Source organism: Candidatus Firestonebacteria bacterium RIFOXYD2_FULL_39_29, assembly GCA_001778375.1.
GTDB lineage: Bacteria > Oederibacteriota > D2-FULL-39-29 > D2-FULL-39-29 > D2-FULL-39-29 > D2-FULL-39-29.
In genome coordinates this window covers 15,393-30,785 of record MFGV01000057.1, presented here as the reverse complement: position 1 = coordinate 30,785, position 15,393 = coordinate 15,393, and the positions used below count along the sequence as shown (strand labels likewise).

At 41.9% G+C, this 15,393-nt stretch carries 10 protein-coding genes and 1 pseudogene (1 of these 11 cut by a window edge); 10 read left to right on the top strand and 1 reads right to left on the bottom strand.

The genetic code is table 11. From position 1 onward, the window contains the following. Together A2536_00800 and A2536_00795 are read left to right on the top strand one after the other, a co-directional pair. Window positions 1-29, top strand: a pseudogene (locus tag A2536_00800) (hypothetical protein); it begins 8,149 nt to the left of the window's first position. Next, window positions 7-3,006, top strand: a complete 3,000-nt coding sequence (locus tag A2536_00795; GenBank protein ID OGF45761.1) for a hypothetical protein — start codon at window positions 7-9, stop codon at window positions 3,004-3,006. Before A2536_00800 ends, A2536_00795 begins: the two are co-directional and overlap by 23 nt. A 75-nt stretch (window positions 3,007-3,081) precedes the next feature. Here A2536_00795 and A2536_00790 read toward each other — a convergent pair whose 3' ends face one another. Next, window positions 3,082-4,281 carry a hypothetical protein gene (locus A2536_00790; GenBank protein ID OGF45760.1) on the bottom strand — a complete coding sequence of 400 codons (1,200 nt, stop codon included), beginning with the start codon at window positions 4,279-4,281 and terminating at the stop codon, window positions 3,082-3,084. Window positions 4,282-4,351: 70 nt separating this feature from the next. On the opposite strand from A2536_00790, the gene A2536_00785 reads away from it, so the two are divergent. From A2536_00785 to A2536_00750, 8 genes are all read left to right on the top strand, one after another. Further along, window positions 4,352-6,124 (top strand): carbon starvation protein CstA, encoded by a 1,773-nt coding sequence (locus A2536_00785; protein ID OGF45759.1) that lies wholly within the window; start codon window positions 4,352-4,354, stop codon window positions 6,122-6,124. Next, window positions 6,125-7,300, top strand: coding sequence for a hypothetical protein (locus A2536_00780; GenBank protein OGF45758.1), 1,176 nt, complete (start codon window positions 6,125-6,127; stop codon window positions 7,298-7,300). Window positions 7,301-7,704: 404 nt separating this feature from the next. Then, the gene (locus A2536_00775; GenBank protein OGF45757.1) at window positions 7,705-9,432 is read left to right on the top strand and encodes a hydroxylamine reductase; all 1,728 of its coding nucleotides are present in this window, start codon (window positions 7,705-7,707) and stop codon (window positions 9,430-9,432) included. Window positions 9,433-9,578: 146 nt separating this feature from the next. Beyond that, window positions 9,579-10,187 carry a hypothetical protein gene (locus tag A2536_00770; GenBank protein OGF45756.1) on the top strand — a complete coding sequence of 203 codons (609 nt, stop codon included), beginning with the start codon at window positions 9,579-9,581 and terminating at the stop codon, window positions 10,185-10,187. Window positions 10,188-10,202: 15 nt separating this feature from the next. Beyond that, the gene (locus A2536_00765) at window positions 10,203-10,787 is read left to right on the top strand and encodes a hypothetical protein (GenBank protein OGF45755.1); all 585 of its coding nucleotides are present in this window, start codon (window positions 10,203-10,205) and stop codon (window positions 10,785-10,787) included. Window positions 10,788-10,793: 6 nt separating this feature from the next. Beyond that, window positions 10,794-11,426, top strand: a complete 633-nt coding sequence (locus A2536_00760; GenBank protein OGF45754.1) for a hypothetical protein — start codon at window positions 10,794-10,796, stop codon at window positions 11,424-11,426. A 456-nt stretch (window positions 11,427-11,882) separates the two neighbouring features. Further along, window positions 11,883-13,985, top strand: coding sequence for a hypothetical protein (locus tag A2536_00755; GenBank protein OGF45753.1), 2,103 nt, complete (start codon window positions 11,883-11,885; stop codon window positions 13,983-13,985). A 171-nt stretch (window positions 13,986-14,156) separates the two neighbouring features. Continuing rightward, entirely contained in the window at window positions 14,157-15,380 is a 1,224-nt protein-coding gene (locus tag A2536_00750; protein ID OGF45768.1) for an ammonia channel protein, read from the top strand. Window positions 15,381-15,393 lie beyond the last annotated feature (13 nt).

Sequence of the window (15,393 nt, the reverse complement as noted above, 5' to 3'; positions counted from 1 at the left end):
TATACAGTGACCGCTCCGGCAGTGGCTGACATAAACGGATTTAATGTAACTATAACAGCAAAAGACTCAAACAGTAATCTTGTAAAAAGCTCTCCGATAGTTGCCTTAACAACAAACGGAACAGGGACTTTAGGACTGACCTCAGTAAGATTGACTGACGGAGTGCTTGTTTTCAGCCAAACTTACAGTAAAGTAGAAGGCCCCGTAAAGATAACAGCCAAAGACGGGAATAATAAATCAGGTATTACCGGAAATATCACAATGGCAAACAGTATGCCTGTTGTATTAACAATAACCCCAAGTAGTGCCTCAAATCTACAAGCAAACACAATAACAATAACCGGCCTAAATTTCTACGCCGGCACCTCCAGCTCCTCCGTCACCGCAATTAAATTAGGGACAGCGACCAATTTGTCCGGATTCACGTGTATTTCAGACAGCGTAATAAACAGCGCTGTAGTTCCGTTAAAAACCAAAGCCGGAACGTATGATGTAATAGTTTATACACCTCAAGGAAGTAATTCAACTTCTACAGGGAAATTAACGTTAACAACAACAGCCCCTGTGATAACAACGATAACCCCGAACAGTTCGGCATACAGCCAGAGTGTAACAGTATCAATTTCCGGTTCAGGTTTCTTTGCCGGAACAAACAGCTCTGATGTGAGCAGTATTAAAGTCGGTGGAACAACTATAACAACTGCATATACCGTTGCTTCAGATACAAATATAACAGGAGTAGTCATTCCAAATACATTGAACACAGGAACATATAATGTGGTGGTAACAACCGGAGGGGGGGATAGCAGCGGAACTCAATTTACCGTAAGCGCAACCCCGCCAAGAGTAACAGACGTAAGCCCGAACAGCGGGTACAAACATCTTTTAAACACAATTAATATATATGGTAACGGGTTTTTTGCAGGTGCAGGAAGTAATAGCGTAATAGGAGTAACCATGACCGGCCCGTCCACAGTGACAATAAACCCGTATATAGTGGTAAGCGATACAGAGATACAGCAGGGAGTAGTGCCAACAGGAATAACAGCAGGTACCTATAATGTAATAGTAACGACATCAGCCGGCTCGAATACAACAAGTACGGTCAAATATGCGGCATTAACAGATTCAATATCGCCGACAGTAGTAACAGCGACAGCAAACGGCTCGCAGGTATTAATAACATTCAGTGAGGATCTTTCTCTTGCAACCGCGACGAATAAAGGAAATTATGTAATAACCTCGCCGATAGGAGCAGCAAAGATACTTACATCAGCGACAATTTCATATGCAAACAAAGTGACGACAATAGGAGCTCTGACGTTAACATCAACAGACAGTTTCTCTGTTACGGTAACGGGAGTGCAGGATCTGGCAGGAAATACTATATCGGGAAGTAATATAGCAACCGGGACAGTGACAGCAGCGGATTATGATCCGCCAACAGCAACGACCATAACAATAAATAATAATGCGGAATATACCAATAATCAGAATGTTATTCTAAATTTAGAGGCAACGGACGCGATAAGCGGAATGAGCCAGATGCAGTTTAGTAATGACGGTAGTACCTGGTCAACGGCTGAAGCATACGCGACAATAAAGAATTGGAATTTAGCCTCGGTGGACGGAACCAAGACTGTGTATGTGAAGTATAAGGATAATGCAGGAAATTGGACAGGGGATATTGCGGATACAATAATAATGGATGCAACAGCACCGGCAGGAACAGTAAGTATAAATAGCGGAGCAAGTTTAACAATGACAATAGGAGTAACGTTATCAATATCAGCTGAAGATGGAGTGGGAAGCGGAGTAACGAATATGCAGTTTAGTAATGACGGCAGCACCTGGTCAACTGCGGTAGCATATGCAGCCGGGACAAAGACATGGGATTTAGAGAGTGCAGACGGATTAAAAACCGCATACGTAAGATATACAGATGGAGCCGGAAATACAGCGGATATAACAAGTACAATAAAACTTTGCACGGTAAACAAACTTGTTGTCGGGGCGCCTCTGGAGGCGATAGCAGGCAGTTCGTTTAATGTCACGATAAAAGCGTATAAGGATAGCACCCCGATAACCGGATACTTAAATACAGTAGGATTTAGTTTGACTGATGCGAATGTAGTAAAACCTGTAGATTATGTATTTGTATCGGGAGATAATGGAATCACTCAAGTAGTTACAGCATTAAAGACGATAGGTAAACAGACGATAGAGGTTGCAGATAAGGAAATCGCGGGAGTAAAGGGAAATGTAGAAGTTAAAGTGTATGAAGCGGTTAATGTAGACGGGAGTATGGGTACAATAATTTCAAATATAGACGGAACAAGAATAGAAATACCTGCCGGAGCATTTACGGGAAGTAAAGTAGTAGGAGCAAGAGTTACGGAAAATCCTGCGAGTGCGGCAACGGGATTAAGGTATAAGGCGACGGTAAACCCGATAATCAGGGATTTCGGAGAGATAGACACAAGCGGAACCCCGTGGACAGTAAAGAATATGACCTTTAGCTCGCCTGTAAAGATATCTATCCCATATTTACCGGAAGATATAGGAGCAATGGATGAGAATTGTTTACGGATATATTATTACGACGAGACAACGGGTAGATATACGATAGTTCCCGGAACCCAGGTAGTATCCGGAGGAAAAGTAACAGCTCAAGTAAATCATTTCAGCACGTACAGAGTGTTCGGGACGTATGTAAGCAGTAATTTAAATAATGTGATAGTGTATCCAAATCCATATAGGCCGGGCACAGCAGTGGACGGTAAATTGAAAATAATCAACCTGCCGGTGGATTGCACCGTAACGATATATAACATTGCCGGAGAGAAGATAAGAGAGATAAAGGAATCAGACTTAGGAAACCTTGGCTGGATAGAATGGGACGGGAAGAACGAGAGTAATGAACTTGTAGCCCGTGGTGTTTATTTGTATGTAGTTATAGCTCCGGATGGAAGTAAGAAAATTGGTAAGATTGGTTTATTGAAATGAGTGCCATGACTGCAAGAAGCTCTTTAATTTCTAATTGAATGGAAAAAAGGTGAGTTTTTAGCAACCAGTTATTTGCTATAAGAGTAAAGTTCCTATTATAATTGTTATTATCGCAAGCGGTATTCCTACCTTTAGATATTCAAAAAATCCCAGCTTTACATAGGGCTTTGCCTGCTCGACTACTATAAGATTTGCGACAGAACCGACAAGTGTCAGATTTCCTGCAAAAGTAGAAATCACAGCTAAAAGCAGCCACATTTTTTCCGGATTGGCAAACATATTCATTATAGGTTTAAAGAGGAGTACTGCGGGGACATTGCTTACTATATTTGAAAGTATTGTGGCTGCGAAAGAGAAACTCCATTTGTTTTCCAGGTTAAAGGTTTTTGCTAATTCGAAAAACTTAAGAGAGATCCCGCTTTTTTCAAGAGCGTGAACGACTATGAAAAGTCCGGAGAACATTAAAAGAAGCGACCAGTTGACGCCGTTGTAGATTTTTTCAGGATTGATCCTTCTTGTAATCAAAAGAAGGGCTGCACCGGAAATTGCGGTAAGGGCAAGGTTGACTCCCAAAAAGAAAGATACAAACATTAAAAATGTCACCGCAAGGGTCTTGTAAATCAGAGAAAGATGAATTACTTCTTTGCTTTTTGGTATTTTAGCAGGTGTTGCGCTTACGAGCTTTCTTCTATATATAAGGAATACTGCAAGGAAGTTGATAATAAGACAAAGTAAGACTATAGGAAAAAGCTTGATGAAAAATTCAAAATAAGAAATGCCGGAGTAAATACCTATAAGCATATTTTGCGGGTTTCCCGTAAGCGTGGCGGCAGACCCGATGTTACAGGCAGTTACAAAGCCGATAAGAAACGGAATTGGATTTAATGATAAAGCGCTTATTATTTCAAGGAGGAAGGGAGTGAAGAAGATACAAATTGTATCGTTAACATAAAGCGCCGAGAGCCCGCCTGCAACAAAAATAATAACAGCAAGTAAATAAACAGGGGTCTTGATACGTTTTTGGATAAAGCAGCTTAGCATCACAAAAAAACCGGCCGTTTTCAAGTTAGCTGAAACCATCATCATGCCAAGGAGAAGAAGGATTGTATTAAAATCTATAGCCTTTAATGCCTCCTCGAAGGATAACGCCCCGAAGGCTACCATTAAGACCGCGCCCACTATTGCTATTCCTGCTCTATCCAGCCGGAAGTAAGGAAATCCTCCAAAAGAAAGTCCTGCGTATGTAAGAATGAATATTATTAATACTACTGTCATATATATAGTTTACCAAAAAATGAGCAAAACTCATATTGAATATTTGCACCACTTCTGATATATTTTAAATATGCATGCTCTTACATTATTAATAACAGCAATGCTTGTTTTTGCGCTGGCCTATAGATTTTATGCCAAATTTATTATTACGAAAATATTGGTTTTTAATGATAAAAAGACTACCCCGGCGCACGAATTAAAGGACGGCCATGATTATCATCCGACTAATAAGTGGGTGCTTTTTGGACACCATTTTGCGGCAATATCGGGAGCGGGGCCGCTTGTCGGACCTGTTTTAGCTGCGCAATTTGGCTACCTTCCGGGATTTTTATGGATCTTAATAGGAGCCTGTCTTGGCGGGGCTGTTCATGATATCGTAATTCTTTTTGCTTCGGTAAGGAATCATGGTTTATCTCTTTCCAATCTCGTAAAAAAATATATAAGCAGACCCGCAGGAATTGCCGCCGGTTTTGCAGTTCTATTTATTATTATAACGGCTCTGGCAGGACTTGCGCTTGTTGTGGTAAATGCTTTAAATGAAAGCTCCTGGGCAACATTTACGCTTTTTTCCACAATTCCCGCAGCTCTTGTTGTAGCGCTTTGGATGTATAAAATCCGCCCCGGAAGACTGGTAGAAGCGTCTTTAATCGGAGTAGTTCTTGTTTTTCTTGGCGTGATATTCGGAGAACAGGTTTCCAAATCAGAATTTGGAAAATGGTTCTTACTTTCCAAACCTGCGCTATCGATAATTCTTCCGGTCTATGGTTTTGTTGCTTCAGTGCTTCCCGTATGGCTCCTTCTTTGCCCCAGAGATTATCTGAGCTCTTATATGAAAATAGGAACGATAATCCTCCTTGCGTTTGGAATAGTGATAGTTAACCCGCAGATACACATGCCCGCCTTTACAGCTTTTATAAGCGGGGGCGGTCCTATTATTCCCGGAAAAGTCTGGCCGTTTGTTTGCATTACCATTGCTTGCGGAGCAATCTCGGGTTTTCATAGTCTGGTCGCTTCCGGAACAACCCCGAAGATGATAGACAAGGAGTCGGATATATTATTAATAGGTTACGGCTCCATGCTTGTGGAAGGATTTGTTTCTATAATGGCTCTCATTGCCGCCACGGTGCTTATTCCCGCGGATTATTTTGCCATAAATATTCCACAGCATATTTTTCTAACTCTCGGTTATACGCCGGAGCATCTTGTTGAGATAGAAAAAATGGTGGGAGAAACTCTTACGGGCCGGTCAGGAGGCGCGGTTTCTTTAGCCGCAGGAATGGCCGTTATTCTTTCTTCCATACCTGGAATGAAAGGAATGATGGGTTACTGGTATCATTTTGCCATAATGTTTGAAGCGTTATTTATTTTAACTACGGTGGATACAGGAACACGGGTGGCGAGATATATACTACAGGAGATAATAAAGCCGGTAAATGAAAAACTTGCAAGCGGGACTTCACTCCTAGGAGTATTAATTACCGGAGGAGTCATCAGTTTTGCCTGGGGGTATCTTGTTTATAAAGGGGATATAAGTACGATTTGGCCGATGTTCGGCGTGGCAAATCAGCTTCTGGCGACGGTTGCCCTGGCTTTCGGGACGGTTTTCATACTTTCGACAACAAAGAACTGGAAATATGCCCTGGTTACTTTTCTTCCGTCCCTCTTTATGTTTGTTACTACTATTACAGCCGGGGTTATGAATATTTACGTTAATTATCTTCCCAGGAAAAACTATTTAAATGCCGGGCTTTCAATCGTGATGATAATACTGGTGCTTGTAATATATTTTGAAGCTATGAAAAAGATAGTTTCAATCTTAAAATCAGATGCTTCAGGAGCCTAAATGATAAAATTTGAATTGTACTGGCCTGTGAAATTTATTTTTGGGACGGGGGAGTTTAAAAGAGCAGGGGTTGAAGCAAAACTTCTCGGCAGAAAAGCGTTTATCGTTACCGGCAGGAACTCCGTTAAAAAACTCGGTTATCTGGATAATCTCCTTGCGCAGCTGAAAAGTAACGGGATTTCTTTTGAAATATTTTATAAGGTGGAAGCAAATCCCAGATCAATAACTATTGATGAAGGGGGAAGGCTTGCTAAATCTTTGGGTTCTGATTTTGTAATAGCTCTTGGCGGTGGAAGCGCTATGGACGCCGCTAAAGGCATTGCTCTTATAGCTAAATGCGAAGATAATGTTTCTATATGGGATTTTGTACATTGTTCTGAAAAAAAATGTAAAATAAATATCAATCCTCTTCCGATGCTGATGATCCCGACCCTTCCGGCTACGGGTTCGGAGGGAAATCCCACGGCGGTAATAACCAATCCGGAGCTGAAACAAAAAGTTCATCTGATGGACAGCCATCTCTTTCCGGCCGTTTCTATAATTGACCCGCAACTTACATATTCGCTTACAAAAGAGCAGACAGCGTATTCCGGAGTTGATATTCTCTGTCATCTTCTGGAGCCGTATCTTACGCATTTTGGAGAGGTTCCGCTAAAAGACAGAATGGCAGAAGATATTATGCTTAAAACCATAGAAAATACGCCTCTTGCCATGGAAAATCCGGACGATCCTGATTACCGCGGACTTATGAGTTATTCCGGTACAATTGCCTGTTCGCCTTTAAGGCAGATGGCTTGGAACGGAAAAGCGTATCTCCATTGGATGGAACATTGTTTATCCGCCTGGACAGATGTACCTCACAGCGAAGGTCTTGCGTGTCTTCTGCTTTCGTGGATGAAATATATGAAAAAATATGAGTTCTTTGCTTTCAGGTCAAATTTATTTGGAGAAAAAGTATTTGGCAGTAAAGACGCCTCTTCGCACATTGAAGCCTGGCTTTCGCGTCTTGAAGTAAAAACAAATCTTACCGGGATAAAAGACGGACTTATAGAAAATATGGCAGATACACTGATGGATGTTTACAGCGGCGGAAAAGATTATATAGAGCTCCCGAGCGGAGATAAAATCTTCCGCAAAGATTTTGTTCATATATATAAAGGTGCAGCGGGAAAATAATAACATGCGTGAAATATTTTATAAATTGCACCTGAATAATCAAAAGTAAGGGGACTGTCCTGCTCTTTGGGACTGTACCCGATGTAAAGATGGTAAACTTAACGGACCTGTAAAATGGTACGACAAAAACGGTAAAATAAGAGCAATAGATCACTATGAACCTCTGCGGACTTATCCTCCTATCGGGAAAAGCTTTGCTTATTATTCATGCCGCATTTCCGCCTGAGGCGAGATCTCACCGGAGTTCCTCTCTGGTGGACATCCACGGAGTTACCTCCGTGGTTTTCTGCGGCATACTCGCCATAAAAATGATATAAAGCAGAAAAGAAAGAACTAATCTAAAATTAAAATCGTAATATCGCCCAACCTGACATATATCATAGTTAATATGATACCATAATAGTATCATATTGCAGGAGCCATGGTTTGTATCAGTGGAATCCAAAAGTTTTGAAATCGGTGGAATCGTTTCACCAAAAAGGAGGCAAAAAATGTTTTGTTACCAGTGCGAGCAGGCGTCGGGAGGAAAGGGATGCAGTAACTCAGGAGTGTGCGGGAAGGTTCCGGAGGTATCGTTCTTACAGGATCTTATAATATATCAGTTGAAAGGGATAGGGTATCTGGCAAATGAAGCAAGGAAAAATAAAGCAAAAATAGACCGTTCTATCAACAGGTTTACAGTGGACGCGCTTTTTACTACGGTAACTAATGTGAATTTTAACCCGGAGCGTCTTGAAAAAATCATCAGAGAAGGCGAAATTATAAGAAAATTAACTTTGGATATATACTCGTCTTCAGCAAAGGCCGCTTTTAAGGAGCAGTCTCTTCCGAAGGAAGCAAAATATGTTCCGCCTGAGACTCTGGGAGAGATGGAAGAGGATGGCAAGGAAAACGGAATATTAAATGATATCGAAAATGAAGATATAAGATCAGTCAAACAGCTTCTTACTTACGGTCTCAAAGGTATGGCGGCGTACGCTAATCACGCGTACATTTTAGGAAAGGAAGACGAAGGTGTTTACGCTTTCTTTCATAAAGCTCTGTCTTCCCTGACAAATAAAGATATCAAGCTTGAAGAGCTGGTCGGATTAAATATGGAGTGTGGACAGGCAAATATTAAAGTGATGGAGCTTCTTGATGCGGGTCATACCGAAAGGTTCGGCCATCCGGTTCCGACCGTTGTTTCAACCGGCGTTAAAGAAGGACCTGCGATAATAGTTTCTGGTCATGATTTAGTGGATCTGGAAGAACTTTTGAAGCTTACGGAAAAGGCGGGGGTGAATGTTTACACTCACGGTGAGATGCTGCCTGCCCACGGTTATCCGGGGCTAAAGAAATATAAATCTCTTGCGGGGCATTTCGGGACAGCATGGCAGAACCAGCAGAAAGAGTTTGATAATATTCCCGCGGCGATTCTTTTTACGACCAATTGTATACAAAAACCTGGAACGAGCTACATTGACAGGGTCTATACCACAGGCCTGGTCGCTTTTCCGGAAGTAAAACATGTAAAGCATTCTGATTTCAAAATATTGATCAACAAAGCAAAAGAGCTAAAGGGTTTCAAAGAAACTGCAGGGAAAACTTTGACAACGGGCTTTGCAAGGAATGCCGTGCTCTCCGTTGCGGATAAAGTAGTAGCCGGAGTGAAATCAGGAGCGATAAAGCATTTCTTCCTGGTCGGCGGTTGTGACGGAACAAAACCCGGCAGGAATTACTATACCGAGTTTGCAGAAAAGACCCCGAAGGATACGATTATCCTTACTCTTGCCTGCGGTAAATTTAGATTCAATTATATGGATCTCGGAGATATCGGCGGCATACCTCGTCTATTAGATTTAGGCCAGTGCAACGACGCCTACTCTGCCGTAAAAATAGCTTTAGCTCTTGCTGATGCTTTTAAAACGGATGTGAACTCTCTCCCTCTATCGCTTATTCTTTCCTGGTACGAACAAAAAGCCGTGGTCATCCTTCTATCCCTGCTCTCCTTGGGAATAAAAGGCATCCGACTAGGCCCGTCATTACCGGCGTTCATCTCCCCGAACATACTGGCTTTCTTAGTCAAGAATTTCGACATCAAACCCATAAAGACAGTAGACGAAGATTTGAAGGACATTCTTAAAACAGCATAAAATAAAAGAAAAAGTACAAAAAGCAGTAAAAAGTGAAAAAAGTGGGACAGGCACGTGCCTGTCCCACTTTTTGTTGGTTTTTTCTTGTTTAAGCTTATTTTTATGGTATATACTATATTATGAGTCAGAATTTTCGAAATATTATAATGCTTACGCTGGTGCTTATTTGTTTGCCTTTGTTTGTTTTTTCTGACACCACCAGAAAAATGATAAAAGAAGGGGAAGCAGTATATTTGGTTTATTTCGATCAGAGCGGAACTGAAGTTGCCAGGGAAGAGTGTAAGATACCGAAAGATCTGCAGATGACTTTGACCACGCTTTCTTTTTCTCCGTATTACGGGATAAAGTCGGGACTCAAAAGCGGAGCTATTCCTGATGGGGATGTAAAAATATTTGATGAAGAAGGAACGCTGCGTCTTCTTGAAACATATAAAGACGGAAAAAGAAACGGTGCGGCTACGAGCTATTTTAAAAACGGAAAGGTTTCTTCAAGTTCTACATATGCCGAAGGTAAACTTAATGGAAAATTAACCGCTTTTTCCCGTGACGGCAAGATTGCTTCGGAAATAGATTTTATTAAAGGTGAGATACAAAATGGCAGTGTTTATGGTATGGAAGCAAATAAAGACATGAATATAGGAGAAATACTCGGCCGTTTTGCGGAAAAGAGGCGTCTGAGCGGAAAAAAAGTACTGATAGTTACCGATACCGGGAATAAAGAAAATGCCAAAGAGTTGAAAATATTTTTTGCATAAAGAGGCGCCGAAATTGTGATTGCAGGTACAAAAAAGAAAGAGAACGAAGGAGATAAAGGCGCTGATATTTATGGCGAGTATGCCGCAGAAAACCACGGAGGTAACTCCGTGGATGTCCATCAGAGAGGAACTCCGGTGAGATCTCGCCTCAGGCGGAAATGCGGCATGAATAATAAATTGAATTCCATTCGCCGAAACTCCGGACAGCCTGTCCGCCAATCTTTTTTGGAGGATAAGTCCGCAGAGGTTCATATTGCCGAGGTTGATTATCAATTCTACGATGTTATTTCTTTTACCTGCGCGGCGAAATCAATAGATATTAATTTGGATCTCGGAAATATTTTGAGAAAACTCTACAACGACGGGAAAGTAATTGCAGCAGTAGGGGAAGGTGAAGCAATACTTGCCCGTGCCGGACTTCTGGTAGGCCGGACAGCTGCAAAACCGGAGCAGGAAGCCGTAGACTATGAATTAAGTAAAATTCAAAACCTGACCTTAAAAGAAGGCGTGGTCGTGAGCGACCGGATAGTAACCGCCTCCGGTACAAAATACCTGAAAGAATTAGTCTCCGAAACCGCCAGGCTGTTTAAGACGGAATAAATAAATATGGAAAAATATAAGTATTTAAAGCCGCCCCCAAGAGAAATTCCGCTTAGTATTAAACTACAACTGTTGTTCGGAAAAAATGCCTCGGTTTTGTTGTTTGCGTTTGCTGTATTTCTTGTTCCGATGTACTATTTTGCTATAGGCTCAGAAAATATAGCAATTAAAATATTGTTCTGGTTCTTATATCTGGGATTTTTAGCTGGAATAATATTTGGTGTCTATCGCGGAATTAAAGATATTAATATATTCAAGAATGGTATATGTGTCGCGTCAACAATAATTGAAAAATACACGGTAGAAGGTTCGGGTGATAGTGCCAGCATCAGGGTTTTAATATTTGCATACAAAGTCAACGGCAAAACATACTCACATAAATATTCATATCCTATCAGCCTTACTCAAAACACAAAACTTCTTGAAGATGATATAGAAGAGCCAATTTTGTGTTTACAAGAAAGTCCTGAAAAAGCGGTACTTGTTGATTCTTATCAGGCAAGAATAGTGTTGGATGAAGAGGGCAACATGCGAATGAATAAACCGCTACTCGAATATTTTCAGGTCATATTAAGCGTTATAGCTCTTGTCGCAATAGCTGCAGAAATATACTATATGTTTCAAATCTCCACCCCATAAATAAGTACCCTTTTCCGGTGACAGTCACCCTAAAAGCATAGCCCTGTAATAGCATTTCTGCTTCTTCAGTGTCCCCTGGTGACAGTCGCTTTTTGGCTAATAATAGAGTAAAATTCCTGTTGCAGAGGCTAATTACGCTAATATCCTGTAAATACAGTAATATTGCTATTATAAATAGGCGTTATTGTAGTAATAGTATATCATACAGTGTGTATTTACTGATATTTATAAGAATTAGCTTGACAACATGCTATTTCTGTGTTAAAATCCTCTTGTACCTGAAAACAAAGGTAGTTTTCCTGCAGAAATAGGGCGAAGAAGCCAAAAGAAATTGACAATTGATTGAAGGCGGGAAAAACCTCCCCGCCGAATATAATTAATACCACTATAATGTGAGACGTTATAGACTTTATGGACCTTACGGACTTTTAGACTAATTTTTCAAATGGAGGAACAATGATTAAGGCAAGCGAGATTTTTGGAGAACTGACGTTTAATAAAAAAATAATGAAGGCAAAGCTCAGTAAAGAGGTCTTCAATAAGCTTATGGAGACTATTGAGGAAGGGAAGTCTCTCGATCAGGATATAGCGGGGGATGTGGCGCATGCGATGAAAGAATGGGCGATAGAAAGCGGGGCGACGCACTTTACTCACTGGTTCCAGCCCCAAAGAGGCGGTACTGCAGAGAAACATGATGCCTTTATTACTTATGATGAGAACGGAGACATTATAGAAAGATTATCCGCCTCACAGCTCATTCAATCAGAGCCGGATGCTTCTTCTTTTCCGTCAGGCGGAATAAGATCCACCTTCGAAGCCCGGGGCTATACCGCCTGGGATCCGACCTCTCCTGCTTTTTTATTGGAATCCGAACAGGCAAAGACTCTCGTAATTCCTTCGGTATTTCTCTCCTGGACAGGAGAAGTCCTTGACCTAAAGACGCCGCTTCTTCGTTCGCAGAGAGCTTTGACGGAAGAAGCTATTAAACTTCAAAGACTCCTCGGGAATAGAACTTCAAAAAGAATTAAAGTTTACGTAGGGCTGGAACAGGAATATTTTCTTTTTAACAAGGAGCTCTACGATACCAGACCGGATCTTTTCATTTGCAACCGGACTCTCTTTGGCGCGGCGCCGGCAAAGGGTCAGCAAATGGAAGACCATTACTTTGGTTCTATAAAAGATAAAGTACTTAACTTTATGGAAGATCTGGATATACAACTTTACAGAAGAGGGATTCCGGCAAAGACCAGACATAATGAAGTGGCGCCCAACCAATTTGAAATTGCGCCGCTGCATAATGAATCAAATCTGGGTATTGATAATAATCTAAAACTGATGGACATAATGCAAAAAGTTGCAAAAAAACACGGCTTTGTGGCTTGTCTTCATGAAAAGCCTATGGCCGGTGTAAACGGTTCCGGCAAACATCTTAACTGGTCACTGGGTGACGAGACCGGGATAAATTATTTAGAGCCGTCCAAATCCCCGCTAAAAAATATTAATTTTCTCATTACCATCGGGGCCATCCTTTACGGGGTGAATAAATACGGAGGGATACTTCGCGCTGCGGTAGCAGATGCCGGAAATGATCATAGACTGGGCGCCAACGAAGCGCCTCCTGCAATAATGTCCGTATATCTCGGTGAATATCTTGATACGCTCTTTAATGAAATTGAGGGAATAGTTGCAAAACCTACGGAAAAACAGCTGGCGCATATTTCTCTCGGAGTGCAAAATATTCCGAAGGTTTCAAAAGATGCTTCTGACAGGAACAGGACCTCGCCTCTTGCCTTCACCGGTAATAAATTTGAGTTTAGAGCGGTTGGTTCCTCTCAGAACTGTTCTGAAGGCGCAGTTATGTTAAATTTGATAGCTGCCTTCGGTTACAGAGAAATTTACAGCAGGCTTTCAAAACTTAAAGGAGACGTGAAGGCCAATGCAATATTGGTATTAAAAGATATTCTTAAAGAATCCAAGAAAGTCCGGTTCGAAGGCAACGGTTACTCCGAAGAATGGCATAAAGAAGCGGCGAAAAGAGGGTTGCCGAATACCAAGACCACTCCGGAGGCTTTAAGTTTATTTCTGAAAGAAGATACCATTAAACTCTTTACGGAATTTAAAGTTCTTTCCGAAAGAGAGCTGCATTCAAAGATAGAGATAAAACTTGAGACGTATATTAAAATAAAAGATATAGAGTTTAAAACAGCTAAAAATATGGTAAAGACCCTTATTCTGCCGTCGGTAGCAAAGCATATGAGAAAGACGGCGGAAACGGCGCTTTCTGTAAAATCTGCCGGAGTTGTTTCGAAGGTGCTTGCTGATGAAGTAAAAGAGATAGAAGGAGCTTATTCGGATATAAGGGCAAAACTTGCAAAATTTGAGAGTTTTCAGGAAAAGCTGGAAAAGATGGGGGATTTACATAAGAAAGCAGAAACTTGCGCCAATGAAGGGGCGGAGCTCCTGCTGGAACTTAGAAAGCTGGTAGATACAGCAGAAACTATTGTCGCTGATGATCTCTGGCCGATGGCGAAATATCAGGATCTTCTTTTAAAACTGTAAATGTTTTAAGTATACAAAAATATTTAATAATTCCAAACCGGCAAAGAAAAAAGCCGGAAAAAGTGGACATTGATGTCCGGGTAGCCCTCTAAGGAGCGGTTATCCGGACATTTTTTCTAAGCCCTGTACCCAAAGTGGTTTAGGGGAGGAGATAATAATATGCCAACAGCAATTAACTCGGGCGATACTGCTTTTGTACTTATTGCGACGGCCATGGTGCTCTTAATGACGCCAGGGCTGGCGTTCTTCTACGGCGGGATGGTAAGAAGAAAAAATGTTCTGGGTGTTTTGATGCAATGTTTTATTATAATGTGTGTCTTAGGACTGCAGTGGGTGCTCTTTGGTTATTCCCTGGCGTTTGCTCCGGGAAATTCTTTTATAGGATCTCTCGACTGGGCGGGGCTTCGGGGTGTAGGGCTTGAACCTTATGCGGATTACGCAGCAACAATACCCCATCAGGCATTTATGATCTTTCAGGCGATGTTCGCGGTGATTGCGCCGGCTCTTATTATCGGTGCTTTTGCTGAGAGAATGAAATTTTCCGCGTTCCTGATTTTTACAATTCTTTGGGCTACGTTTGTTTATGATCCGATTGCCCACATGGTCTGGGGTGTTGGCGGACTTCTTAGGAATTTTGGAGCTCTCGATTTTGCGGGCGGTACCGTTGTTCATATCAACGCCGGCGTTGCCGCTCTTGTTACGGCTCTTTACCTCGGTAAAAGAAAACATTTTCCCGTTGCAGTCGCTCCGCATAATCTTCCCTTCACCGTGCTTGGAGCAGGGCTTCTCTGGTTCGGCTGGTTTGGTTTTAACGCCGGCTCAGCGCTTTCTGCCAACGGCATAGCCGTAAACGCTTTTGTCGTGACCAACACCGCCGCCGCTGCCGCCGGGCTCACCTGGGCTGTTATAGATTGGATGCACAGCGGAAAACCCACTATGTTCGGTACTATAACGGGCGCAGTTGCCGGTCTTGTGGCGATTACGCCTGCTGCCGGTTTTGTAGGAATAATTCCTGCGATGCTTATAGGTATCGGGGTTTCTATTGTCTGCTTCCTTATGGTTGCGATAGTAAAAATGAAATTCGGTTATGATGACTCTCTTGACGCTTTCGGTGTTCACGGCATAGGCGGGATCTTCGGGGCTCTCGCAACCGGATTATTCGCCAGTAAGTTAATTAACCCCGCCGGCGCCGACGGTCTATTTAACGGGAACCCAAAACTCTTTCTTATCCAGCTTGGAGCGGTTTTGTTTACGCTTATCTACTCTCTCGTTGTTACTTTTGGAATATTAAAGGTCGTGGATAAATTTATAGGTGTAAGAGTCAGTGAAAAAGAGGAAGCAATCGGACTGGATCTGACACAGCACAAAGAAACGGCGTACACGGTTCTCGAATGAAAAAGCAAAAGAA

Coding starts and splice junctions, on each gene's coding strand:
- A2536_00790 (OGF45760.1), bottom strand. CDS start 4,281: ATGACAGTAGTATTAATAATATTCATTCTTACATACGCAGGACTTTCT.
- A2536_00785 (OGF45759.1), top strand. CDS start 4,352: ATGCATGCTCTTACATTATTAATAACAGCAATGCTTGTTTTTGCGCTG.
- A2536_00780 (OGF45758.1), top strand. CDS start 6,125: ATGATAAAATTTGAATTGTACTGGCCTGTGAAATTTATTTTTGGGACG.
- A2536_00770 (OGF45756.1), top strand. CDS start 9,579: ATGCTTACGCTGGTGCTTATTTGTTTGCCTTTGTTTGTTTTTTCTGAC.
- A2536_00760 (OGF45754.1), top strand. CDS start 10,794: ATGGAAAAATATAAGTATTTAAAGCCGCCCCCAAGAGAAATTCCGCTT.
- A2536_00755 (OGF45753.1), top strand. CDS start 11,883: ATGATTAAGGCAAGCGAGATTTTTGGAGAACTGACGTTTAATAAAAAA.